General features: G+C 58.9%; 21 protein-coding genes, 1 pseudogene and 1 other annotated feature. Of the genes and pseudogenes, 13 read left to right on the top strand and 9 right to left on the bottom strand.

Annotated elements, in window-relative coordinates; translation table 11 throughout:
- Positions 1 to 296: 296 nt before the first annotated feature.
- Positions 297 to 548 carry a YciN family protein gene (locus tag RE418_RS17500; RefSeq protein WP_025303039.1) on the top strand — a complete coding sequence of 84 codons (252 nt, stop codon included), beginning with the start codon at positions 297 to 299 and terminating at the stop codon, positions 546 to 548.
- A 51-nt stretch (positions 549 to 599) separates the two neighbouring features.
- On the opposite strand, the gene sohB is transcribed toward RE418_RS17500, so the two are convergent.
- Positions 600 to 1,646: a protease SohB gene (gene sohB, locus RE418_RS17495; protein ID WP_004930703.1), complete on the bottom strand. Its 1,047-nt coding sequence runs from the start codon at positions 1,644 to 1,646 to the stop codon at positions 600 to 602.
- 359 nt (positions 1,647 to 2,005) lie between these two features.
- Here sohB and RE418_RS17490 point away from each other — a divergent pair, with 359 nt between their 5' ends.
- The gene (locus RE418_RS17490; protein ID WP_025303040.1) at positions 2,006 to 2,767 is read left to right on the top strand and encodes a YciK family oxidoreductase; all 762 of its coding nucleotides are present in this window, start codon (positions 2,006 to 2,008) and stop codon (positions 2,765 to 2,767) included.
- Between the two features lie 13 nt (positions 2,768 to 2,780).
- A complete protein-coding gene (gene cobO, locus RE418_RS17485; RefSeq protein ID WP_049200634.1) occupies positions 2,781 to 3,371 on the top strand; it encodes a cob(I)yrinic acid a,c-diamide adenosyltransferase in 591 nt (196 codons plus the stop codon).
- Positions 3,372 to 3,409: 38 nt separating this feature from the next.
- Here the strand turns inward: cobO and rluB are convergent, their stop codons facing one another.
- From rluB to RE418_RS17460, 5 genes are all read right to left on the bottom strand, one after another.
- The gene (gene rluB / locus RE418_RS17480) at positions 3,410 to 4,315 is read right to left on the bottom strand and encodes a 23S rRNA pseudouridine(2605) synthase RluB (protein ID WP_025303042.1); all 906 of its coding nucleotides are present in this window, start codon (positions 4,313 to 4,315) and stop codon (positions 3,410 to 3,412) included.
- A gap of 162 nt (positions 4,316 to 4,477) precedes the next feature.
- Positions 4,478 to 5,275: an alpha/beta fold hydrolase gene (locus tag RE418_RS17475; protein WP_049205501.1), complete on the bottom strand. Its 798-nt coding sequence runs from the start codon at positions 5,273 to 5,275 to the stop codon at positions 4,478 to 4,480.
- Between the two features lie 149 nt (positions 5,276 to 5,424).
- Entirely contained in the window at positions 5,425 to 5,784 is a 360-nt protein-coding gene (locus tag RE418_RS17470) for a Rap1a/Tai family immunity protein (RefSeq protein ID WP_025303044.1), read from the bottom strand.
- A 115-nt stretch (positions 5,785 to 5,899) separates the two neighbouring features.
- Positions 5,900 to 6,520 carry an L-threonylcarbamoyladenylate synthase gene (locus tag RE418_RS17465; protein WP_025303045.1) on the bottom strand — a complete coding sequence of 207 codons (621 nt, stop codon included), beginning with the start codon at positions 6,518 to 6,520 and terminating at the stop codon, positions 5,900 to 5,902.
- A gap of 47 nt (positions 6,521 to 6,567) precedes the next feature.
- On the bottom strand, positions 6,568 to 7,449 hold the full coding sequence (locus tag RE418_RS17460; RefSeq protein ID WP_043142502.1) for a PHP domain-containing protein: 882 nt from the start codon (positions 7,447 to 7,449) through the stop codon (positions 6,568 to 6,570).
- Between the two features lie 252 nt (positions 7,450 to 7,701).
- Positions 7,702 to 7,805: a sequence feature (Trp leader region), on the top strand.
- Positions 7,806 to 7,829: 24 nt separating this feature from the next.
- On the opposite strand from RE418_RS17460, the gene RE418_RS17455 reads away from it, so the two are divergent.
- The 6 genes and pseudogenes from RE418_RS17455 to RE418_RS17430 all read left to right on the top strand — a co-directional run bounded on the left by RE418_RS17455 (position 7,830) and on the right by RE418_RS17430 (position 14,923).
- Positions 7,830 to 9,392, top strand: a complete 1,563-nt coding sequence (locus RE418_RS17455) for an anthranilate synthase component 1 (RefSeq protein ID WP_025303047.1) — start codon at positions 7,830 to 7,832, stop codon at positions 9,390 to 9,392.
- Positions 9,392 to 10,988 (top strand): annotated as a pseudogene (gene trpD, locus RE418_RS17450) (bifunctional anthranilate synthase glutamate amidotransferase component TrpG/anthranilate phosphoribosyltransferase TrpD). Before RE418_RS17455 ends, trpD begins: the two are co-directional and overlap by 1 nt.
- A gap of 3 nt (positions 10,989 to 10,991) precedes the next feature.
- Positions 10,992 to 12,353 carry a bifunctional indole-3-glycerol-phosphate synthase TrpC/phosphoribosylanthranilate isomerase TrpF gene (trpCF, locus tag RE418_RS17445; protein WP_342116479.1) on the top strand — a complete coding sequence of 454 codons (1,362 nt, stop codon included), beginning with the start codon at positions 10,992 to 10,994 and terminating at the stop codon, positions 12,351 to 12,353.
- 41 nt (positions 12,354 to 12,394) lie between these two features.
- A complete protein-coding gene (gene trpB, locus RE418_RS17440; protein ID WP_025303051.1) occupies positions 12,395 to 13,585 on the top strand; it encodes a tryptophan synthase subunit beta in 1,191 nt (396 codons plus the stop codon).
- Positions 13,585 to 14,391 carry a tryptophan synthase subunit alpha gene (trpA, locus tag RE418_RS17435; RefSeq protein WP_025303052.1) on the top strand — a complete coding sequence of 269 codons (807 nt, stop codon included), beginning with the start codon at positions 13,585 to 13,587 and terminating at the stop codon, positions 14,389 to 14,391. The genes trpB and trpA overlap by 1 nt, the downstream gene beginning before the upstream one ends.
- 217 nt (positions 14,392 to 14,608) lie before the next feature.
- Positions 14,609 to 14,923, top strand: coding sequence for a BON domain-containing protein (locus tag RE418_RS17430; RefSeq protein WP_025303053.1), 315 nt, complete (start codon positions 14,609 to 14,611; stop codon positions 14,921 to 14,923).
- A gap of 44 nt (positions 14,924 to 14,967) precedes the next feature.
- Here RE418_RS17430 and ompW read toward each other — a convergent pair whose 3' ends face one another.
- A complete protein-coding gene (ompW, locus tag RE418_RS17425; RefSeq protein WP_016927514.1) occupies positions 14,968 to 15,600 on the bottom strand; it encodes an outer membrane protein OmpW in 633 nt (210 codons plus the stop codon).
- 286 nt (positions 15,601 to 15,886) lie between these two features.
- Between ompW and RE418_RS17420 the strand changes: the two genes are divergently transcribed.
- Positions 15,887 to 16,327, top strand: coding sequence for a YkgJ family cysteine cluster protein (locus tag RE418_RS17420; protein WP_025303054.1), 441 nt, complete (start codon positions 15,887 to 15,889; stop codon positions 16,325 to 16,327).
- A gap of 34 nt (positions 16,328 to 16,361) precedes the next feature.
- The gene (locus RE418_RS17415) at positions 16,362 to 17,114 is read left to right on the top strand and encodes a YciC family protein (protein WP_016927513.1); all 753 of its coding nucleotides are present in this window, start codon (positions 16,362 to 16,364) and stop codon (positions 17,112 to 17,114) included.
- Between the two features lie 53 nt (positions 17,115 to 17,167).
- Here the strand turns inward: RE418_RS17415 and RE418_RS17410 are convergent, their stop codons facing one another.
- Positions 17,168 to 18,871: a SulP family inorganic anion transporter gene (locus tag RE418_RS17410; RefSeq protein WP_399675353.1), complete on the bottom strand. Its 1,704-nt coding sequence runs from the start codon at positions 18,869 to 18,871 to the stop codon at positions 17,168 to 17,170.
- Between the two features lie 222 nt (positions 18,872 to 19,093).
- Between RE418_RS17410 and RE418_RS17405 the strand changes: the two genes are divergently transcribed.
- Together RE418_RS17405 and yciA are read left to right on the top strand one after the other, a co-directional pair.
- On the top strand, positions 19,094 to 19,633 hold the full coding sequence (locus RE418_RS17405; protein ID WP_004932082.1) for a septation protein A: 540 nt from the start codon (positions 19,094 to 19,096) through the stop codon (positions 19,631 to 19,633).
- A gap of 76 nt (positions 19,634 to 19,709) precedes the next feature.
- On the top strand, positions 19,710 to 20,138 hold the full coding sequence (gene yciA, locus RE418_RS17400; RefSeq protein ID WP_004932085.1) for an acyl-CoA thioester hydrolase YciA: 429 nt from the start codon (positions 19,710 to 19,712) through the stop codon (positions 20,136 to 20,138).
- Between the two features lie 69 nt (positions 20,139 to 20,207).
- Here the strand turns inward: yciA and bioB are convergent, their stop codons facing one another.
- Entirely contained in the window at positions 20,208 to 21,230 is a 1,023-nt protein-coding gene (gene bioB, locus RE418_RS17395; RefSeq protein ID WP_117286753.1) for a biotin synthase BioB, read from the bottom strand.
- Positions 21,231 to 21,738 lie beyond the last annotated feature (508 nt).

Here is a 21,738-nt window from a genome sequence, read left to right as displayed (position 1 = left end):
CAACTGCTCAACCTGAACGCAAGTTGTTGATCCTGCCTGCTATTCACCCATGCCCCAGAAGTATGGCTGTGTGAGTTTTATTCATGGCGTAAACAAAACCTTCCACCCGACGCCGCAAAATCCCACACTGTACCTGATAAAAAGCGTCACGCAACCTAATTAGCACGGAAAGGCAGATTTCGCCAACCGGCGGCCGCCCATGGCCATCCAGACGGCAAATAAACCTTAGTCGGTTTGCGGATAAAAGCGAACCGGCGTTAGAATATGCGCAGCGTTTTTTGTTTGGAGTCTAATAAATGCACAAGAATACTGCACCTATCGGCCGCGAGGCCCTACTGGCGGAAGCAAATAACATCATCCGCCAACACGAAGATTATCTGCACGGCATGCTCGCCACCGACGTTGAACAAAAAAGCGGCGTTTTAGTTTTTCGCGGCGAATACTTTTTGGATGCCGACGGATTGCCCACCGCCAAAACCACCGCGGTATTTAATATGTTTAAACATTTGGCCCATCTGCTTTCGGAAAAATACCACCTGGTCGATTGAGTAAAGAAAACGGGGGCACCTGGCCCCCGTTGATTCCTGCTCTCATCGCCGTTACAACAACGGCTTTTCCCCACGCTGCCACCAGCGCAACAGTAAACGATCGACGCTTTCCGCCGCGCTGCCGGTGAAGCGATCCATCAGGCGTTTGCGGCGCGTGTAGCGCACGGCGATCACTTCGTGGTTATCCAACTCGGCGATCAGCAAATCGTCGCTGGTGCCGATGGCGTCGATCAGCCCCTTTTCTTTGGCCTGAGAACCGAACCAGTGCTCACCGGTGGCGACGCTATCGATATCCAGCGACGGGCGCTGCTCATGCACGAAGCGCTTGAACAGTTCGTGGGTTTCGTTCAGATCTTCGCGAAACTTCTCGCGCCCTTGCTCGGTGTTTTCACCGAACAGCGTCAGCGTGCGTTTGAACTGCCCGGCGGTGTGCAGCTCCACGTCGATGTCATTCTTTTTCAGCAGGCGGTGGAAGTTCGGGATCTGCGCCACCACGCCGATGGAACCGATGATGGCGAACGGTGCCGCCACGATGCGATCCGCGACGCAGGCCATCATGTAGCCGCCGCTGGCCGCCACTTTATCCACCGCTACCGTCAGGCGAATGCCGCCCTTGCGCAGGCGCTCCAACTGCGAGGCCGCCAGGCCATAGCCATGCACCACCCCGCCAGGGCTTTCCAGGCGCAGCAGGACTTCATCCTGCGCCGACGCCACCGCCAGCACCGCCGAGATCTCTTCACGCAACGACGTCACCTCATGCGCGTCCATGCTGCCTTTGAAATCCAGCACATACAGGCACGGCTTGGCCACTTCCACCGCGCCGGACTTGGCGCGCTGCTTCTTCAATTTGTCATCAGATTTGGTCTGCTTCTTGAACTGTTTCAGCCAGACCTTCTGCTCGGCGGCATCCATGCGCGCCAGGCGCATATCGCGCTGCATCTCGCGATACTGTTCGCCGAGGTCGGTCAGCTGCAACTCCCCTTTTTGGCGGCTCTTGCGTTGCCCCAGGCTGACCGCCAATATGGCCAACGCGGCGATGGCGAGCACCACCGTGGCGACCTTGGCCAGAAACAGGCCATAAACAGATATAAACTCCACAGATTCCGCCTTTATTTACAGGTTGTTAGTATACTTCTTTCCATTCTAGCCAACCGCAGCGGCTGCTGTCGCGGCTAAATGAAAATTCATTGCGCACGGAGCATCACTATGGGGACGATTTACGGTCGAACCAAGCCGCCGCTGCCGCGCTTTTGTTACAAAAGAATGCCATTTCAGCCTGCTACGCATTGAAAATGCCCGCGGATTAAGGCATATAACACCCATTATTCATCAATACGATGAGACGGATTCGCTGCGCGGCCCGCAGACGGTCGAGCCTTTGCTCCCGCCCCGGCCGCGCGTTTCACCCTTGCTCCCCGATATTCGCGGGAGAACAGCCACCCAGGCGAGGATGTATCGTGCATTACCAACCCAAACAAGACCTGCTCGAACAACGTATCATTTTAGTTACCGGCGCCGGTGACGGCATCGGCCGTGAAGCGGCGCTGACCTACGCGCGCTTCGGTGCCCAACTGGTGCTGCTGGGCCGTACCGAGAGCAAACTGCTGGCGGTACAACAAGAAATTGCGGCCCAGGGCGGCGCCCCGGCCTTGGTGGTGACGCTGGACTTGCTGCACGCCACTCAGGAGCAATGCCGGCAGATAGCCGACGATCTGGCTAGCCAGATCCCCCGCCTTGACGGCGTGCTGCACAACGCCGGCCTGCTCGGCGACATCGCGCCGATGGCCGAGCTGTCGATGACCATGTGGCAAGAGGTGATGCAGGTTAACGTCAACGCCACCTTTATGCTGACCCAGGCACTATTGCCACTGCTGCTGAAATCCCACGCCGGTTCGCTGGTGTTCACCAGCTCCAGCGTCGGGCGTACCGGCCGCGCAGACTGGGGTGCCTATGCAGTGTCGAAGTTCGCCACCGAGGGCATGATGCAGGTATTGGCCGACGAGTACAAAACTCGCAATTTGCGGGTGAACTGCATCAATCCGGGTGGCACCCGCACCAAAATGCGCGCATCCGCCTTCCCACACGAAGACAAGAACAAACTGAAGACCCCCGCCGATATCATGCCGTTGTACCTGTATCTGATGGGCGAGGACAGCCGCCGCAAAACTGGCATGAGCTTCGACGCGCAGCCGAACCGTAAACCCGGCGCGGCCGAATAATAAGGAGCGTTTCATGGCGGAAGATCGTCATCAACAGCGCCAGCAGCGCCTGAAAGAACAGGTCGATGCGCGCATCGCCGCGGCGCAGGATACCCGCGGCCTGCTGCTGGTGTTTACCGGTAACGGCAAGGGTAAAACCACCGCCGCCTTCGGCACCGTCACCCGGGCGGTTGGCCACGGCATGCGCGCCGGGGTGATCCAGTTCATCAAGGGCGAGTGGCCCAATGGCGAAAAGAATCTGCTGCAGCAACACGGCGTTGAATTCCAGGTGATGGCCACCGGTTTTACCTGGGAGACGCAGAATAAAGCCGGCGATACCGCCGCCTGCCAGGCGGTGTGGCAGCACGGCAAGCGCATGCTGGCCGACAGCAGCCTGGATCTGGTGCTGCTGGACGAAGTGACCTACATGCTGACCTACGGCTATCTGGAACTGGAAGAGCTGAAGGCAGCGTTGCTGGGGCGCCCTGCGCACCAAACGGTGATCTTGACCGGGCGCGGTTGCCATCGCGATTTGCTGGAACTGGCGGATACGGTCACGGAGATGCGGCCGGTGAAACACGCGTTCGATGCCGGCGTGAAGGCGCAGCAGGGGATCGATTGGTAACAAAAAGTTCTGGCCCCGAACGGGGCCAGAATGAGGAATTAGCTGCGTTTGCTTGGCTTGCCCGGTTTACCCGGCTTGCTGCCTGGCGCACTGCGGCGGCCGCTGCCGGCCACCTGAGAGTGGCGCTTGACCGCACGGCGGATCTGGTTAGCCTTCACGCGGCGGCGCTCACGCTCCACCGGCATTTTGCTGACCGTTTCCGGTTTCAATTCAACCAGCTCGCGCAGGTAGTTGATCGCCGGCAGATCCAGTTCCGCCCAGCCGCCACGCGGCAGGCCTTTCGGCAGATCGATGTCGCCGTAGCGCACGCGGATCAGGCGGCTCACCTGCACGCCCACGGCTTCCCACAGGCGACGCACTTCACGGTTGCGGCCTTCGGTCAGGGTCACGTTGTACCACTGGTTGAGGCCTTCACCGCCCTGGAAGCTGATGGTGCGGAACGCGGCCGGGCCGTCTTCCAGCTGCACGCCCTTGCTCAGCTGCTTCACTTTCGCATCGTCGACCTGGCCGAACACGCGTACCGCGTACTCACGTTCCACTTCACGGCTTGGGTGCATCAGACGGTTCGCCAGTTCACCGTCGGTGGTGAACAACAGCAGACCGGAGGTGTTGACGTCCAGTCGCCCTACCGCCACCCAGCGTGAACCGCGCAGCTTCGGCAAGCGATCGAACACCGTCGGGCGGCCTTCAGGATCGCTGCGGGTACACAGCTCGCCTTCCGGTTTGTAGTAAGCCAGCACCCGGCAAACCACCTCTTCGGATTCTTTGATCGACAGGACATGGCCATCCAGACGAATTTTCATCGCCGGGGTCACTTCAACGCGGTCGCCCAGCTTGGCGACCTTGCCGTCGACGCTGACGCGCCCGGCTTCAATCATGGTTTCGATTTCACGACGCGAGCCATGCCCGGCGCGCGCTAATACTTTCTGTAACTTTTCGCTCATTGAGCAACCTCTAATGTCGCCTTCACAGGCGTCGGGGGGATACCGTCGTGGCCAACAGCCACAACGGTCATAATACGTTTATCAGGATCGAACCGCGTATTATACAGGCTTTCTAAGGTGTTGAAACCCACTTTATCGGCGGTGCCCCCCTTCAGACGGCGTTCACGGCGCCAAAAAATCCTCCACAGCCCACAGCACCGAGTCAGGCCGTTCCAGAATGCCGAGGTGAGTGCGGGCCTCCCCGAGACGCACCACGGAGAAAAACGGCTGCTCGGCGGCAAAGGCCTGCTGTTGCCGCAGATAGTCGTCACGGCGATCCAACGAGTAGATGTGCCGGCACGGCGGCGGTGCGCTCATTCCCGCCAGGCGTTGCAGCGGTGAGCCGAATTGCCGATAGGCCTGTTCGATGGCCACGCCGGCGGCACGCCAGAGCCGGTAATCTTCCTGCGCCATCTCAACCTCCAGATGGCGTTTGACCCGATCGTGGCGGATGCCGCCCTGCCAGAAGTCGAACAAGGCGTCGCGCGCCGCCAGCCACTGCTGCGGCTCCTGCATGCGGCTCACCGCCGTAAAGAACGCCGGTTCCGGCTGCGTCATGATCCAGTCGAGAAACACCATGCCCTGCACCCGCTGCGGCAACGCTTCAGCCAACGCTACCGCCAGCCAGCTGGCGTGCGCCACCGACAGGGTGACCACGTTATCCAAACGCAGCGCCGTCAGCAGTTGGCGCACATCCTCCAGCAAATCGTCCGCCGTCAGCGACATCTCCGCGGCTTTCGACGACAGGCCATGGCCCCGCCAGTCGATGTTGATCACCCGATAACGTTCGGCCGCCAAAGCAATGAACGGCTCGAACACGGTTTTCGGTTCGCACCAGCCGGGCAACAGCACCAGCGTGAGCGGCCCTGAGCCGATATCCTGATAGTCGAGCATCATGTTGGCACTGTGAAATGCGGTCATATTACCTCCTGCGCGTCTCTCCCCGACCCGTTCGGGAAATACCGACGGGAATAAGGTGACAGCGCAGCAGGCATTGATCTATTGAAGTTCGTGCGGAATGCGCCCCGAGCGCACCTTAAGAAAAAATGCGCACTAATTGGAACGGGAACTTAATGGCGCACGCAGGGATAGGCAGCGCTTAATGCCAGCATGATCACCGACGGAGCGGAATAATGCAGTTGCTCTGGGTGCTCGTTCAAATACTTCATCACCGCGTCGGCGGCGACACCGATGCTCATCCCGGCAGCCGGACAGATATTGCGATTGCCCTGCATAGAATAGGTATCGAATACGCCGGCGACGTATCCCATAAACATGCCACCATTCAGCGCTTCGGCCACGGTGGCTTCACCGCTTTTATTTTTTACGTAACCGCCGGATTCCGCCAGCAAACCGCTGCCTGAATAAAAACCCGCATTTGCCATTGAGGAAAATAATAAGGCCGCTAAAAAAGAAACCTGTTTAATCATTGCTGCGCATCCTGCCCATTATCAATTCTGAAGTAATCAAGAATAGCGGCTTTCACGCGAAATAGCCTCGCTTCAGCCGATTTTCAGACAATGGGCAAGGTGGCAACCTTTTACATCAGCGGAAAGGCGCCGCGTCGCCCGCCCCTTCGCGCACCACTTCTGGCGTGGATTCGGTCAGATCGATAACCGTTGTCGGCTGTTGGCCGAGGAAGCCGCCGTGGATCACCAGATCGACCACCTTGCCCAAATGATCGCTGATCTCTTCCGGATCGGACTCGGCAAAATCATTGCCCGGCAGCATCAGGGTGGTGGACATCATCGGTTCGTTCAACGCCTCCAATAGCGCCAGCGCGATCGGGTTTGAGGGCACGCGCAGGCCGATAGTTTTACGCTTTTCATTCATCAGACGGCGCGGCACTTCTTTGGTCGCCTTCAGAATGAACGTGTAGTGGCCCGGCGTATTGTTTTTGATCAGGCGGAAGGCCGTGTTATCGACGTGCGCATAGGTCGATAATTCGGACAGATCGCGGCACATCAGGGTAAAGTTGTGGTTGCCGTCCAGTTGACGGATGCGGCAAATGCGCTCCATCGCCGCCTTCTCTTCCAGCATGCAACCCAACGCATAGCCGGAATCGGTGGGATAAACGATCACTCCGCCCTTGCGTAGCACGTCGACCGCCTGGTTAATCAAACGCGGTTGCGGGTTGTCCGGATGAATATAAAAAAGCTGACTCATGACTTGCTCCTAAAATGATGCCCGCGCGCGTTGCCACGCGCGTAAAATCAGACCGCCTGGCCCGGTTGCGGCCAATCGCGCCACACTGGCTCGACACCGCCCGGCAGCCACAGCTTGCGCCCCAGTTCGATCCACGAACAAGGTTGATGGAAATCAGAGCCTTGCGAGGCCAACAGGTGGTAGTCCTGCGCGTATTTCGCCAGCTGCGCGCGCTCATGCGGCGCCTGCTGACACTGCGCCACTTCCATGGCGTCGCCGCCGTGTTCGGCGAAATGCGCCAGTAAACGTTTCAACCACTTCGCGGTCAGATCGTAACGGCCGGGATGCGCCATCACCGCCTGACCGCCCGATTGATGAATCGCATCAATGGCTTGTTCTATTGTACACCACTGCGGCGGCACGTAGCCGGTTTTGCCCTTGGCCAAGTATTTCTTGAACACCTGCGCCATGTTGTTCGCCACGCCAAGCTCCACCAGGTAACGGGCGAAATGGCCGCGGGTGACCGCGCCGGCGCCCGCCAGCCGTTGCGCGCCGGCATAAGCGTCAGGGATCCGCGCTTTACCCAGGCGCACGCCAATCTCCTGCGCCCGCCAGTTGCGGCGTTCGGTTTGTTCCGCCAACAGTGCCACCAGCGCCGGATGCGTGACGTCCATGCCCAACCCAACGATATGAATTTCATGATTTTCCCACAGCGTCGAGATTTCAACCCCGTTGACCAACCGCAGCGGCAACGCCTGCTCCGCAATGGCCGTGGCGGCCTCGGCCAATCCGGCGGTGGTATCGTGATCGGTGATCGCCAGCACGCCTACACGCATCTCGACCGCCCGCAGTACCAGCTGCGTCGGCGTCAGATAACCGTCGGAGGCGGTCGTGTGGCTGTGGAGATCGTACAGAGTAAAAGCGGTGGATGGGGGGTTACTGTCTGTCAAAACGGCTATCCGGCAATGGCTTGGTTTTCTATCATACCCGCGATCGACGGCCGGACGGAAATCTATTCTGCCCTGGCCGCAGGCGCCAGGCGGATGATGAATAGAATTCACGCTGGCCGCTAAAACATTGTGCAAAAAGAGGGTTGACTTTGCCGCCACGAACCAGTTAACTAGTACACAAGTTCACGGCAACGGCCGTGTCAGATGAGCGTTAACAGAGAGAGTCGGCAAATGAACAACTATATTTCTCTTCACGGTTGGTGGCGTACCTCCCTCTTGCGGGCGGTGTAATCGCGCATAGCTGTCATCTGACAATGCAGATTTCCTGAGCCCGCACTTGATGCGGGCTTTTTTATGGACAGAATTCACTGGAACCACCGATGATGAACACCAAACCACAACTGACATTGCTGAAGGCGCAAGCCAGCTACCGGGGCGACCCCACCACCCTTTTCCACCAGCTGTGCGGCGCCCGTCCGGCCACCCTGCTGCTGGAATCGGCGGAAATCAACAGCAAACAGAATCTGCAGAGCCTGCTGGTGATCGACAGCGCGCTGCGCATTACCGCACTGGGCCACACCGTCAGCGTGCAGGCACTGACCGCCAACGGCGCGGCGCTGCTGCCGCTGCTGGACGAAGCGCTGCCGCCTGAGGTACGCAACCAGGCACGCCCCAACGGCCGCGAGCTGACCTTCCCGGCGATCGACGCGGTGCAGGACGAAGATGCCCGCCTGCGCTCACTGTCGGTGTTCGACGCGCTGCGTACGCTGCTGACCCTGGTGGACTCTCCGGCGGACGAGCGCGAAGCCGTGATGCTGGGCGGCCTGTTCGCCTACGATTTGGTCGCCGGTTTCGAAGACCTGCCGGCACTGCGCCAGGATCAGCGCTGCCCGGACTTCTGCTTCTATCTGGCTGAAACGCTGTTGGTGCTTGATCACCAACGCGGTACGGCCCGTCTGCAGGCCAGCGTCTTCAGTGAACAAGCGAGTGAAGCGCAGCGTTTGCAGCAACGTCTGGAACAACTTCAGGCCGAGTTGCAACAAACCCCGCAGCCGATCCCGCACCAAACGCTGGAAAACATGCAGCTGAGCTGTAACCAGAGCGACGAAGAGTACGGCGCGGTGGTCAGCGAGCTGCAGGAAGCGATCCGCCAGGGCGAGATTTTCCAGGTGGTGCCGTCGCGCCGCTTCACCCTGCCGTGCCCGGCGCCGCTGGCGGCCTACCAGACGTTGAAAGACAACAACCCCAGCCCGTACATGTTCTTCATGCAGGATGATGACTTCACCCTGTTCGGCGCTTCGCCGGAGAGCGCGCTGAAATACGACGCGGGCAATCGCCAGATCGAAATCTACCCGATCGCCGGCACCCGCCCGCGCGGACGCCGTGCCGATGGTTCGCTGGATCTGGATCTCGACAGCCGCATTGAGCTGGAAATGCGCACCGACCACAAAGAGCTGGCCGAGCACCTGATGCTGGTCGATCTGGCGCGCAACGATCTGGCACGCATCTGCCAGGCCGGCAGCCGCTACGTGGCCGACCTGACCAAAGTGGATCGCTATTCGTTCGTCATGCACCTGGTTTCCCGGGTGGTGGGCACCCTGCGCGCCGATCTCGACGTGCTGCACGCCTACCAGGCCTGCATGAATATGGGCACCCTGAGCGGCGCGCCAAAAGTGCGGGCGATGCAGCTGATCGCCGCCTCAGAAGGCACGCGCCGCGGCAGCTACGGCGGCGCGGTAGGCTACTTTACCGCCACCGGCGATCTGGATACCTGCATCGTCATTCGCTCAGCCTACGTCGAAGACGGCATCGCCACCGTGCAGGCCGGTGCCGGCGTGGTACTGGACTCCATCCCGCAGGCGGAAGCCGACGAAACCCGTAATAAAGCCCGTGCCGTGCTGCGCGCCATCGCCACTGCGCACCATGCCAAGGAGGTGTTCTGATGGCCGATATCCTGCTGCTCGACAACGTCGACTCCTTTACCTACAACCTGGTCGATCAGCTGCGCGCCAGCGGCCACCAGGTGGTGATTTACCGTAACCAGATCGCCGCCGAGGTGATCATCGAACGCCTGGAGCACATGACCCAGCCGGTACTGATGCTGTCGCCCGGCCCCGGCACGCCGTCCGAAGCGGGCTGCATGCCGGAACTGCTGCAGCGCCTGCGCGGTCGGCTGCCGATTATCGGCATCTGCCTCGGCCACCAGGCGATCGTCGAAGCCTACGGCGGCCAGGTCGGCCAGGCGGGTGAGATCCTGCACGGCAAAGCCTCGGCGATCGCTCACGATGGCGAAGGCATGTTCGCCGGCATGGCCAACCCGCTGCCGGTGGCGCGCTACCACTCGCTGGTCGGCAGCAACATCCCTGCCGATCTCACCGTCAACGCCCATTTCGGCGAGATGGTGATGGCGGTGCGCGACGACCACCGCCGCGTGTGCGGCTTCCAGTTCCACCCGGAATCGATTCTGACCACCCATGGCGCGCGCCTGCTTGAGCAGACCCTCGCCTGGGCGCTGGCGAAGTAATATAAGGAACACGACGATGCAACCTATTCTTGAGAAACTGTACCGCGCCGAGTCGATGAGCCAGCAGGAAAGTCAACAGCTGTTCAGCGCTATCGTGCGCGGCGAACTGGAACCTAGCCAACTGGCGGCGGCGTTGATCAGCATGAAAGTCCGCGGCGAGCGCCCGGAAGAGATCGCCGGCGCCGCCAAAGCGCTGCTGGACGACGCTCAGCCGTTTCCGCGCCCTGACTACCCGTTCGCCGATATCGTCGGCACCGGCGGCGACGGCACCAACAGCATCAATATTTCCACCGCCAGCGCCTTTGTGGCGGCGGCGTGCGGCGCGAAAATCGCCAAACACGGCAACCGCAGCGTCTCCAGCCGTTCCGGCTCTTCGGATCTGCTGGCGGCGTTCGGCATCCGTCTGGATCTGCCGGCGGAAGAAGCGCGCAAGGCGCTGGACGACCTCGGCGTGTGCTTCCTGTTCGCGCCGCAGTACCACACCGGTTTTCGCCACGCCATGCCGGTGCGCCAGCAGCTGAAGACCCGCACGCTGTTCAACGTGCTGGGCCCGCTGATTAACCCGGCGCGTCCGCCGCTGGCGCTGATCGGCGTATACAGCCCGGAACTGGTGCTGCCGATTGCCGAAACCCTGCGCGTGCTGGGTTATCAACGTGCGGCGGTGGTTCACGGCGGCGGCATGGACGAGGTGGCGATCCACGCCCCGACGCACGTAGCGGAATTGAACAACGGCGAAATCAGCAGCTACCAGCTCACGCCGCAGTCCTTCGGATTGGAAACCTATCCGCTGGAAGCCTTGCTGGGCGGCACGCCGGAAGAAAACCGTGACATTTTGGCGCGGCTGTTACAAGGTAAAGGCGAGCCGGCGCACGCCGCGGCGGTCGCGGCCAACGTCGCGTTGCTTCTGAAGTTATTCGGACATGAAGACCTGCGCCAAAATGCGCGGCAGGCACTGGATATGATCAACAGCGGGCAGGCCTATGAGCGTGTCATCGCACTGGCGGCAAGAGGATAAATGATGCAGGAAACCGTGCTACACAAGATTGTCCGCGACAAAGCGCAATGGATCGCGGCGCGACAACAGCAACAGCCCCTGGCCGGCTTTCAGAATGACATCGTACCGAGCGAACGCAGCTTCTACCACGCGCTGCAGGGCACCCGGACGGCTTTCATTCTCGAATGCAAGAAGGCCTCGCCTTCCAAGGGGCTGATTCGCGAAAACTTTGATCCGGTGGAGATCGCCACGGTCTATAAAGATTTCGCCTCGGCGATCTCGGTGCTGACCGACGAGAAATACTTCCAGGGCAGCTTTGATTTCCTGCCGCTGGTCAGTAAAACCGTCAGCCAGCCGGTATTGTGCAAAGACTTTATCATCGACCCGTATCAGATTTACCTGGCGCGCTACTATCAGGCCGACGCCATTCTGCTGATGCTGTCGGTGTTGACCGACGAGCAGTACCGCCAGCTGGCCGCGGTGGCCCACAGCCTCAATATGGGCGTGCTGACCGAAGTGATCAGTGAAGAAGAGCTGCAGCGGGCGATCGCGCTGGAAGCGCGCGTGGTCGGCATCAATAATCGCGATCTGCGCGATCTGAGCATCGATCTGGACCGTACTCGTCAACTGGCGCCGCGCGTGCCGCATGGCGTGACGGTGATCAGCGAGTCGGGCATCAACAACTACGGGCAGATCCGCGAGCTGAGCCATTACGCCAACGGCTTTCTGATCGGCAGCGCGCTGATGTCTGAACCCGATCTGCGCGCCGCCGTGCGCCGCGTGATCCTGGGCGACAACAAAGTGTGCGGCCTGACCCGCCCACAGGACGCCGCCGCCGCGTATCAGGCGGGCGCCATCTACGGCGGGCTGATTTTCGTCGGCCGCTCCCCGCGCTACGTGGATATCACCCGCGCCCGCGAAGTGATTTCCGGCGCGCCGCTGAAGTACGTCGGCGTATTCTGCGACGCCCAGGTCGAGACCGTGGCGTTGACCGTTGAGCGCCTCGGTCTGCACGCGGTGCAATTACACGGCGCGGAAGACCAGGCTTATATCAGCGCCCTGCGCGCCCGCTTGCCGGCCGATTGCCGCATCTGGAAAGCGCTGAGCGTGAAAGATCAGGTGCCGGCGCGCGATTTGCAGTATGTCGATCGCTACCTGCTCGACAACGGTGCCGGTGGCACCGGCCAACGCTTCGACTGGTCGGTATTGCAAGACGAAGATCTGACTAACGTGATGCTGGCGGGCGGCCTGCGCGCCGACAACTGCGTCGAAGCGGCCAAGCTCGGCTGCGCCGGGCTGGACTTCAACTCCGGCGTGGAAAGCGAACCGGGCATCAAAGATCCCGCGCGCCTGGCCTCGGTCTTCCAGACCCTGCGCGCCTACTGAATACGGCTCAACATTAATAACGGATAATAACGGGAACTCTCATGACGCTGCTTAACCCCTACTTCGGCGAATTTGGTGGCCAGTATGTGCCGCAAATTCTGATGCCGGCCCTGAAACAACTGGAAGAAGCCTTTGTCAGCGCTCAGCGCGATCCGGCGTTTCAGGCGGAATTCATCGATCTGCTAAAGAACTACGCAGGCCGCCCGACGGCGCTGACGCTGTGCAAAAACCTCACCGCCGGCAGCAACACCAAGCTTTATCTGAAGCGTGAAGACCTGCTGCACGGCGGCGCACACAAGACCAACCAGGTGCTGGGCCAGGCGTTGCTGGCCAAGCGCATGGGCAAAACCGAGATCATCGCGGAAACCGGCGCAGGCCAACACGGCGTCGCGTCGGCGCTGGCCTGCGCGCTGCTCGGCCTGAAATGCCGCATCTATATGGGCGCCAAAGACGTCGAGCGCCAGTCGCCGAACGTGTTCCGCATGCGGCTGATGGGCGCGGAAGTGATCCCGGTGCACAGCGGCTCCGCCACCCTGAAAGACGCCTGCAACGAAGCGTTGCGCGACTGGTCCGGCAGCTATGAAACCGCGCACTATATGCTCGGCACCGCCGCCGGCCCGCATCCGTACCCGACTATCGTGCGTGAATTCCAGCGCATGATCGGCGAAGAAACCAAAGCGCAGGTGCTGGAGCGCGAAGGCCGCCTGCCGGATGCGGTCATCGCCTGCGTCGGCGGCGGCTCCAACGCCATCGGCATGTTCGCCGATTTTATCGATGACGCCGACGTTGGGCTTATCGGCGTGGAACCTGCCGGCCTGGGTATCGAAACCGGTCAGCACGGCGCGCCGCTCAAGCACGGCCACGTCGGCATCTACTTCGGCATGAAGGCGCCGATGATGCAGACCGACGAAGGCCAGATTGAAGAGTCCTATTCGATTTCCGCCGGGCTGGACTTCCCATCCGTCGGGCCGCAGCACGCCTACCTGAACAGCACCGGCCGCGCCGAATACGTGTCGATCACCGACGACGAAGCGCTGGAAGCGTTCAAGGCGCTGTCGCGCCATGAAGGCATTATCCCGGCGCTGGAATCCTCACACGCCCTGGCGCACGCGCTGAGAATGATCCGTGAAACGCCGCAGAAAGAGCAAATCTTGGTGGTCAACCTGTCCGGCCGCGGCGACAAAGACATATTTACCGTTCACGACATTTTGAAAGCTCGGGGAGAAATCTGATGGAACGTTATCAGCAACTGTTCACGCGTCTGGAAAGCAGCAAGGAAGGCGCCTTCGTCCCGTTCGTGACGTTAGGCGATCCCAATCCGACGCTATCGCTGCAGATTATCGACACCCTGATCGAAGCCGGTGCGGACGCGCTGGAGTTGGGCATCCCCTTCTCCGATCCGCTGGCGGATGGCCCCACTATCCAGAGCGCGACGCTGCGCGCTTTCGCCGCCGGCGTCACGCCGACCCAGTGCTTCGAGATGCTGGCGGCCATCCGCCAGAAGCACCCGACCATTCCCATTGGGCTGCTGATGTACGCCAATCTGGTGTTCCATAAAGGCATCGATGCGTTTTACCAACGCTGCGCCGAAGTGGGCGTGGATTCGGTGCTGGTCGCCGACGTGCCGTTTGAAGAGTCTGCGCCGTTCCGCGCCGCGGCCATTCGCCACGGTATCGCACCGATCTTCATCTGCCCGCCGAACGCCGATGACGATCTGCTGCGTGAAATCGCGTCGCACGGCCGCGGCTACACCTACCTGCTGTCGCGCGCCGGCGTCACCGGCACCGAAAGCCGAGCGCAGCTGCCGTTGCATCACCTGGTGAACAAGCTGCGCGAGTATCACGCCGCGCCGCCGCTGCAGGGCTTCGGCATCTCCGAACCCGAGCAGGTGAAGGCGGCGCTGCAGGCCGGGGCCGCCGGCGCGATCTCCGGCTCGGCAATCGTCAAAATCATCGAACAGCACCATGCCAACCCGGCGGAGATGCTGACTAAGCTGGCGGCCTTTGTCAGCAATATGAAGCGCGCCACCCGGGCGTGATCCTCTTTAGCGAGCGCCCTGCCGGCGCTCGCTTTAACAGCTTGTTTCCCTTCAAAGTTTGTTCCATTTATTTACAGCAAAAATTTGAACAAAACCCAGTCTTGTCTCACAATGAACTTTGTTCGCTATGCATTTCTTCGTTTGATTTGGGGAATGCGCTCGCTGCGGCGAAAAACCGTAGCGAATTTCAACCATAACATTGCATGGAGAGTAATTTATGAAGCTGTTTAAAACCCTTTCGGCCTTGTGCATGGCAGCCGTTGTGGCGGTCGCGGTGAGCGCTTGCGCGCCGACGGCAAAATCAGAGGGAACAGGCGGTTATATCGATGACACCGTGGTCACCACCAAAGTGAAATCGGCGTTGCTGGCGGATAAAAACATCAAGTCACGCGAGATTAGCGTGGAAACCTTTAAAGGGCGCGTACAGCTGAGCGGCTTCGTGACGTCCAGCGATGACGCCAACCGTGCGGTGCAGGTCACACGCGGCGTAGCCGGCGTGAAATCTGTTGAAAACGTGATGCAGATTAAATAATACTGACACAGGGAGGCGCAACGCCTCCCTGCTTGAAGCCTTCATCAGAAGCGGTAACCCGCCCCGAACATGAACACCCACGGATCCAGACGCGTATCGAAGCTATGGTGCCCACCATTCGCATCGTTGAAGCGAGTTTTGGTTTCGATGTTCATCCACCACACCGACATGTTCAGCATCCAGTGCTCATCCAGGTTGTAATCCAGGCCGGCCTGCGCCGCCACGCCCCAGGAATCTTTCAGATCGAGGTCGCTCAACCCGGCGCTTTTGCCGTAGTCGTTGAACTTCTCGTCGAAGAAAGTGGTGTAGTTAACGCCGACGCCCAGGTAAGGACGCAGTTTGTCCTGCTTGTCGCCGAAGTAGTATTGCGCCATCAGCGTAGGCGGCAGTTGGTGAACGGTCGCCAGATCGGTACCGCCCAGCGTCACCTTGTGGCGGAATGGCGTTGCGGCCAACAACTCAACGCCGATGTTGTCCGTCACCATGTAACCGAAGGTCAGACCGAGCTGGGTGTTGTTTTTCGCATCCAGCGAGCCCAACCCCAGTACGTTGTCTGAACCCGCATTTGGACGCACGGTCGCGGTTCCCGCGCGGAACAGGAAATCACCGGCCTGATGCGCACTTGCCAACATAGGCGCCATCATCGTCGCCAATACCATCAGAGTTGTCTTTTTCATTATCCATTCCATTTGTGTGGTTAATCGCTCGAGGGGGAATATACCTACTTTCGGGTATTTGTGATCCCATCGAGATCACATCTTATGTGTAAAAATTTAAAATCCCACTAAAAACAAGGTTACCTAACCGTCTAATAAATCAAGGATTGATCTGCATCAAAAAAACGATTTTGTTGCAAATTATCTACATGTTCAAATTTCAGTTGCGGAGAAAAATGCGGCTGAGGTAATTTCATTTTCCGTGTTGGTTTTGGTTGGTGCCGTGAGGAGTCGGCGGGCAATCAAGATGAGCGAAATCCTTAATCCCTGTGTCAGCTGCGGCGCATGCTGCGGTTATTTTCGAGTGTCATTCTATTGGGCCGAAGCCGAAGACGGCGGCGGCACCGTCCCCCTTTCCCTGACGGAGCCTTTGAGCCCGTTCCTGCGCTGCATGCAGGGGACCAACAGCAAGTCCCCCCGCTGCACCGCGCTGGACGGCGAGATCGGCAAAGCCGTGTCCTGCTCGATCTACCTCAATCGACCCAGCCCGTGCAGAGAGTTCGATCAGTCCGGTGAAAACGGCCTGCGTAACGAAGCCTGCGATCGCGCCCGGGAACGCTACGGCCTGCCCCCCTTGCCGGTGCCCTTGCCGCTATCGCTGCCTGAGACGACGATCGTTGAAGAAATAGGCGTAGTGCAATTCGCGGGGTGCCACAGCGGCGTGGAACAGGGTACAATCACCCACTGATTTATCTCTGTTTTCCCGACGCCAAGGAGTCTGCATGCCTATCACGGCCAACGCTTTGTACCGTGACAGTTTTAACTTTTTACGCAACCAACTGGCCAGCATCCTGATGCTGGCGCTGTTGACGGCGTTTATCTCCGTGCTGCTGAATCAGGCCTTCAGCCCCGATGCCGAACAGTTGGCGACGCTCGCTGCCACCACCAGCGATTTCGCTTCCTCTACCGGCATGGGCATTCAGGAAGTGATCCAGCAGATGACGCCGGAACAGCAGATGGTGTTGCTGAAAGTGTCGGCGGCCGCCACCTTCTCCGCGCTGGTCGGCAACGTGCTGCTGGTCGGCGGGATGCTGACGCTGATCCGTCTGGTGTCGCAAGGGCAACGCACCAGCGCCCTGCGCGCGCTCGGCGCTTCGGCGCCCGATCTGCCGCGCCTGTTGTTGCTGCTGTTTATCTGCACCCTGCTGATCCAACTTGGCCTGACGCTGTTTGTGGTGCCGGGCGTGCTGATGGCTATCGCCTTCGCACTGGCGCCGGTGATCGCCTCCGTCGACAAAAAAGGCGTCTTCGCTTCGCTCAAGCTGAGCAGCAAATTAGCCTTCGCCAATGCGCGCGTGCTGGTGCCGGCGATGATGCTGTGGCTGGCGGCCAAGCTGCTGGTGCTGTTTTTGGTGAGCCATCTGTCGGTACTGACGCCGAACGTCGCCAGCGTGGTACTGACCGCGTTGAGCAACCTGGTGTCTGCTCTGCTGCTGATCTACCTGTTCCGTCTGTACATGCTGCTGCGCGGCTAACGCCGGCGCAAGCAAAAACCAAGGGGCACGCTTCGGCGCGCCCCTTTTTTTGTTTACCCCACCACGGCGGCTTCCGCCTGCTCCTTACTCTGAATCAGTTTCAGGGCCAGATACAGGTCCGGCACCAAAATCAGCTCTTTGTCGCGCCCTAAGCGGTTGATGCGGAACCAACGCGTCAGCTCGGTACGGCGCCCCGCCAGCACCAACTTAACGTTACGCTGTAACAGATCGCGTTTCAGTTCGTCGATGGCCGCCAGCACGCTGATATCGGCGTGGGTGAAACTGGCCACCGCATCCACCACCACCCAACGTGGCTGGAACGGCGTGCCGTCGACCAAATTGAGAATACGGCGTTTGAAATACGCCACGTTGAAATAGGTCAGCGGCGAATTGAAGCGATACATCATGACGCCAGGCACCGCCTTCACCCCATTGTTATTGCCCATGGAATGGATCATGCCTTCGTCGTTGACGCCCAGCAGCTGTTCCGTCGGCCGGAAGACGGTGCGCAGAAACTGCATCAGCCCCAGCAACACCGCCAGCCCAATGCCGCTGATCACTCCCACCAGCAGCACGCTGAGGAAGGTAAACAGCGCCAGGCGGAACGCCTGCGCGTTGCGACGGCGCAAGATCCAGATGCCGCGGATGTCCAGCAGCGACCAGGCCGCATACATCAGCACCGCGCCCAACCCGGCCACCGGAATAAACTGCAGCGGCGCCATCAGGAACAGCAAGACAAAGGCAATGACCGCGGCGGCGATGATCGACACCAGTTGGCTCTTGCCGCCGTTGGCATCATTCACCGCGGTGCGCGAATCCGCGCCGCTGATGGCGAAACCTTGCGACAGCGCAGAGACGATATTCACCAGCCCCAGCGCGCGAAACTCGGCGTCGGCGTTCACCTCATAACCGTTTTTGGCGGCGAAGCTGCGGGCGGTGAGCATCATGCTGACAAAACTCACCACCGCCAGGTTAAGCGCCGGGATCACCATGTCGCGCAGCAAACCGGGCTGGAAGTCCGGCCACTGGACGATCGGCAGCACGCCGCTGAAACCGCCCACCGTCACCACGCCATGCTGCTGCAGGCCGCCCGCCCAGGTCACGAACGCCGCCAGCACGATAGCGAACAGCGGCGCCGGCCAGTTAGGCCGCCATTTTTTAAATCCGAGCAGCGTCACCAGCGTCAGCAACGACACCGCCATCGTCAGCCAGTCGCTGTGCAGCAGGTTACCGGGCAGCGCGTAGATGCGCTCGATCAGCTGTGCCGGGCGCATCGTAAACCCCAACACCTTGCCGATCTGATCGACAATAATGGTGATCGCCACTCCGTTCAGCAGCCCGCTGAGGATCGGTCGCGACAGCAGATCCGCCAGCGCCCCCAGCTTGAACCGGCTGGCCAGCAGACACCAACCGCCCATCATGGCGGTCATCATGATGGTCAGCTGCCAATGGCGTTCCATATTGCCCGCTGCCAGCGGCGTCACCACGGCGGCGATCACCGCGCAGGTGGCAGCGTCAGGCCCAACGATCAGCTGGCGCGACGAGCCGAACAGCGCGTAGGCCATCATCGGCAAGATACAGGAATAGAGCCCCACCACCGGGCTAACCCCGGCCAGTTCGGCGTAGGCGATGGCCACCGGTAGGGCGACGGCGGCGACGGAAAGGCCGGCGCGAATATCCGGCTTGAGCCAACTGCGTTGATAGCCCAATAAATGCGTCAAACCAGGCGTCAGGGCCTGGAGAGATTTCCACTGCATGCTTGTTTTCCGCGGTAAATTATCTGGTTATTATGACACTTACTATGCGACCTGCGGCCCGCGCTGGCAATGTGCCGGCGCTTTCTTGCGTAAGTTTATGCAAATTCCTGCTTTCGCGGCAGAAATCCGCCGACCAAACGCCGATAATCGGCAACGCCCGGCGGTACACAGAGCTCGCCGAATCCGGTATAGTCGGCCGATGAACAGATGATGGATTGATTTATGAAGCAGTTTCTTGATTTCCTCCCGCTAATTGTCTTTTTCGCTTTTTATAAGCTGTACGACATCTACGTCGCCTCCGGCGCGTTAATTGTCGCCACCGCACTGGCGCTGGTGTTCACCTGGGTGAAATACCGCAAGGTCGAGAAGATGACGTTGATCACCTTCTTGATGGTGCTGGTATTCGGCACCCTGACGCTGGTATTCCATAATGATTTGTTTATCAAATGGAAGGTCACGGTGATTTACGCGCTGTTCGCGCTGGCGCTGCTGATCAGCCAATGGGTGCTCAAAAAACCGCTGGTTCAGCGCATGCTGGGCAAAGAGCTGACGTTGCCGGACAAAGTGTGGAGTAACCTCAACCTGGCCTGGGCGGTCTTCTTCCTGGCCTGCGGCCTGGCGAACATCTATGTCGCCTTCTGGCTGCCGCAAAGCGTCTGGGTCAATTTCAAAGTCTTTGGCCTGACGGTACTGACGCTGGTCTTCACCCTCCTCAGCGGTATCTATATTTACCGGCACATGCCGGAAGAACAGAAAAAATAGTTACAAAATTGTTAATGCCTGCGGCGCTTGCCGCGGGCAGTATGATGTTATTCCCTCCTTTTAAAAGCAGACTGCTATGACACAACAACGACCTTTACCCAGCGGCGAGCTGGTGCTGCGCACGCTGGCGATGCCGGCTGATACCAATGCTAACGGTGATATCTTCGGCGGCTGGCTGATGTCGCAAATGGATATCGGCGGCGCCATTCAGGCCAAAGAGATCGCCGAAGGGCGCGTGGTGACGGTACGCGTAGACGGCATGACCTTCCTGAAACCGGTGGCGGTAGGCGACGTGGTTTGCTGCTATGCGCACTGTATCCGCACCGGGCGCAGCTCGATCACCATTAATATCGAAGTGTGGGTAAAGAAAGTTTCTTCCGCCCCGATCGGCCAGCGTTACCGGGCGACCGAAGCGGTGTTCACCTATGTGGCGGTCGATGCGGAAGGCAACTCGCGCGCGCTGCCTGAGGGCAAAATGAATTTCCGCGTCGGTTTCGAAGAATAAGATGATTGAAGCCAACAGCATACTGCTGTTGGCTTGCCGCTTTATCCGTGGGCATATTTAAATGCCGCATCAAATAACCTGATAATAGTTCTCATCATCCATAGTCATTACGTCTTTCAGCAATGACGCGCCCTCTTCCTCGTCTGTCAGTGATTGGCGCACTTTTTGTGTTTTCAGACCCAACTTCCGTATCAATTTCATATCCTGATCCTCATCGGGATTCGTTGCCGTTAACAATTTGCATCCATAGAAAATTGAATTGGCCCCCGCCATAAAACACATGGCCTGCATTTGCTCATTCATTTTCTCGCGCCCTGCCGCGATGCGCACATAGGAGGTCGGCATCATGATTCTGGCAACGGCAATGACGCGGATATAGTCAAAGGCATCCACCGGCTCACTGTCTTCCAGGGGGGTGCCCGCCACCTTGACCAGCATGTTAATGGGCACACTTTCCGGCGCTTTAGAAAGGTTTGCCAATTGCAAAAGCAGACCAATCCGGTCTAGGTTACTTTCACCTAGACCCAATATTCCACCGGAGCAGACCTTGATGCCAGCCGCCCTGACTTTATCGATCGTCGTTAATCTATCCTGATAAGTGCGGGTTGTGATGATGCTGCCATAATATTCGGGAGAGGTATCCAGATTGTGGCTATAGTAGTCTAAGCCAACGTTAGCCAATCGCTCGACCTGAGAATCAGTCAGTTTTCCCAGCGTCATGCAGGTTTCCAACCCCAACGCCTTAACCCCTCTGACCATCTCCTCCAAATAAGGCATATCGCGTTCGTGCGGATTACTCCAGGCCGCTCCCATGCAAAATCTCGAGGAGCCAGCCTCTTTCGCTGTACGGGCTGACTGTAAGACTTTTTCTACCTGCAACAACTTTTCTGCCCGCAATCCTGTTTTATACCTTGCGCTTTGCGAACAATATTTGCAGTCCTCTGGGCACCCTCCTGTTTTAACAGACAGCAAAGTGCTCATTTGTATTTCCAGCGGATCAAAATGTTGACGATGCACCTTTTGCGCATCATAGAGCAAATCCAACAAAGGCTTATTAAACAGCACTTTCACTTTATCAATCGTCCAGCTCATATTTTCATCCTGATGTTATTCGCAGTGACAGCCTCGTCAGACAGCCCCCGTTCTGTCACACAGGTTAACGGAGACTTCACTGACCTGAGTGGCTGTTTGAGACCGCACCTTCCCTCGCTCACCGACGAACAATGCAGTGGTCGTCGGCTTAGCGGGCGTAGTGACAAATCTCGCTCCGCATTCAAGCAAATCACCCCTCACTTGTAAACCTGAATTACATATCACATGTTTACCATTGATTATTTTTTACACCAATTTGACGCATAATCACGACAGGAATAAATTTAAAACCTGCGTATCCATGTCAAAAAAACTCATAACCTGATGAAAATGAATGTTTTTCAACAGGCATGTAAAAGTATTGCTATGAGAACGGTGAAGTTTGCCGGCAGATTGCGAATATTTATGAGGATAAATTTGGCATTGCGGTAGGAAAAAGAGGACGTTCACGTAAAACAATCAACGTGAATTATCAGGTCTGGATAGCTTCCTCGCCCAGGCATCGGGC

Origin of the sequence: Serratia sp. szju (assembly GCF_044594185.1) — a bacterium.
Taxonomy (GTDB): domain Bacteria; phylum Pseudomonadota; class Gammaproteobacteria; order Enterobacterales; family Enterobacteriaceae; genus Serratia; species Serratia bockelmannii.
The sequence above is the reverse complement of the archived record's forward strand: the minus strand, read 5'-3'. Positions and strand labels throughout refer to the sequence as shown.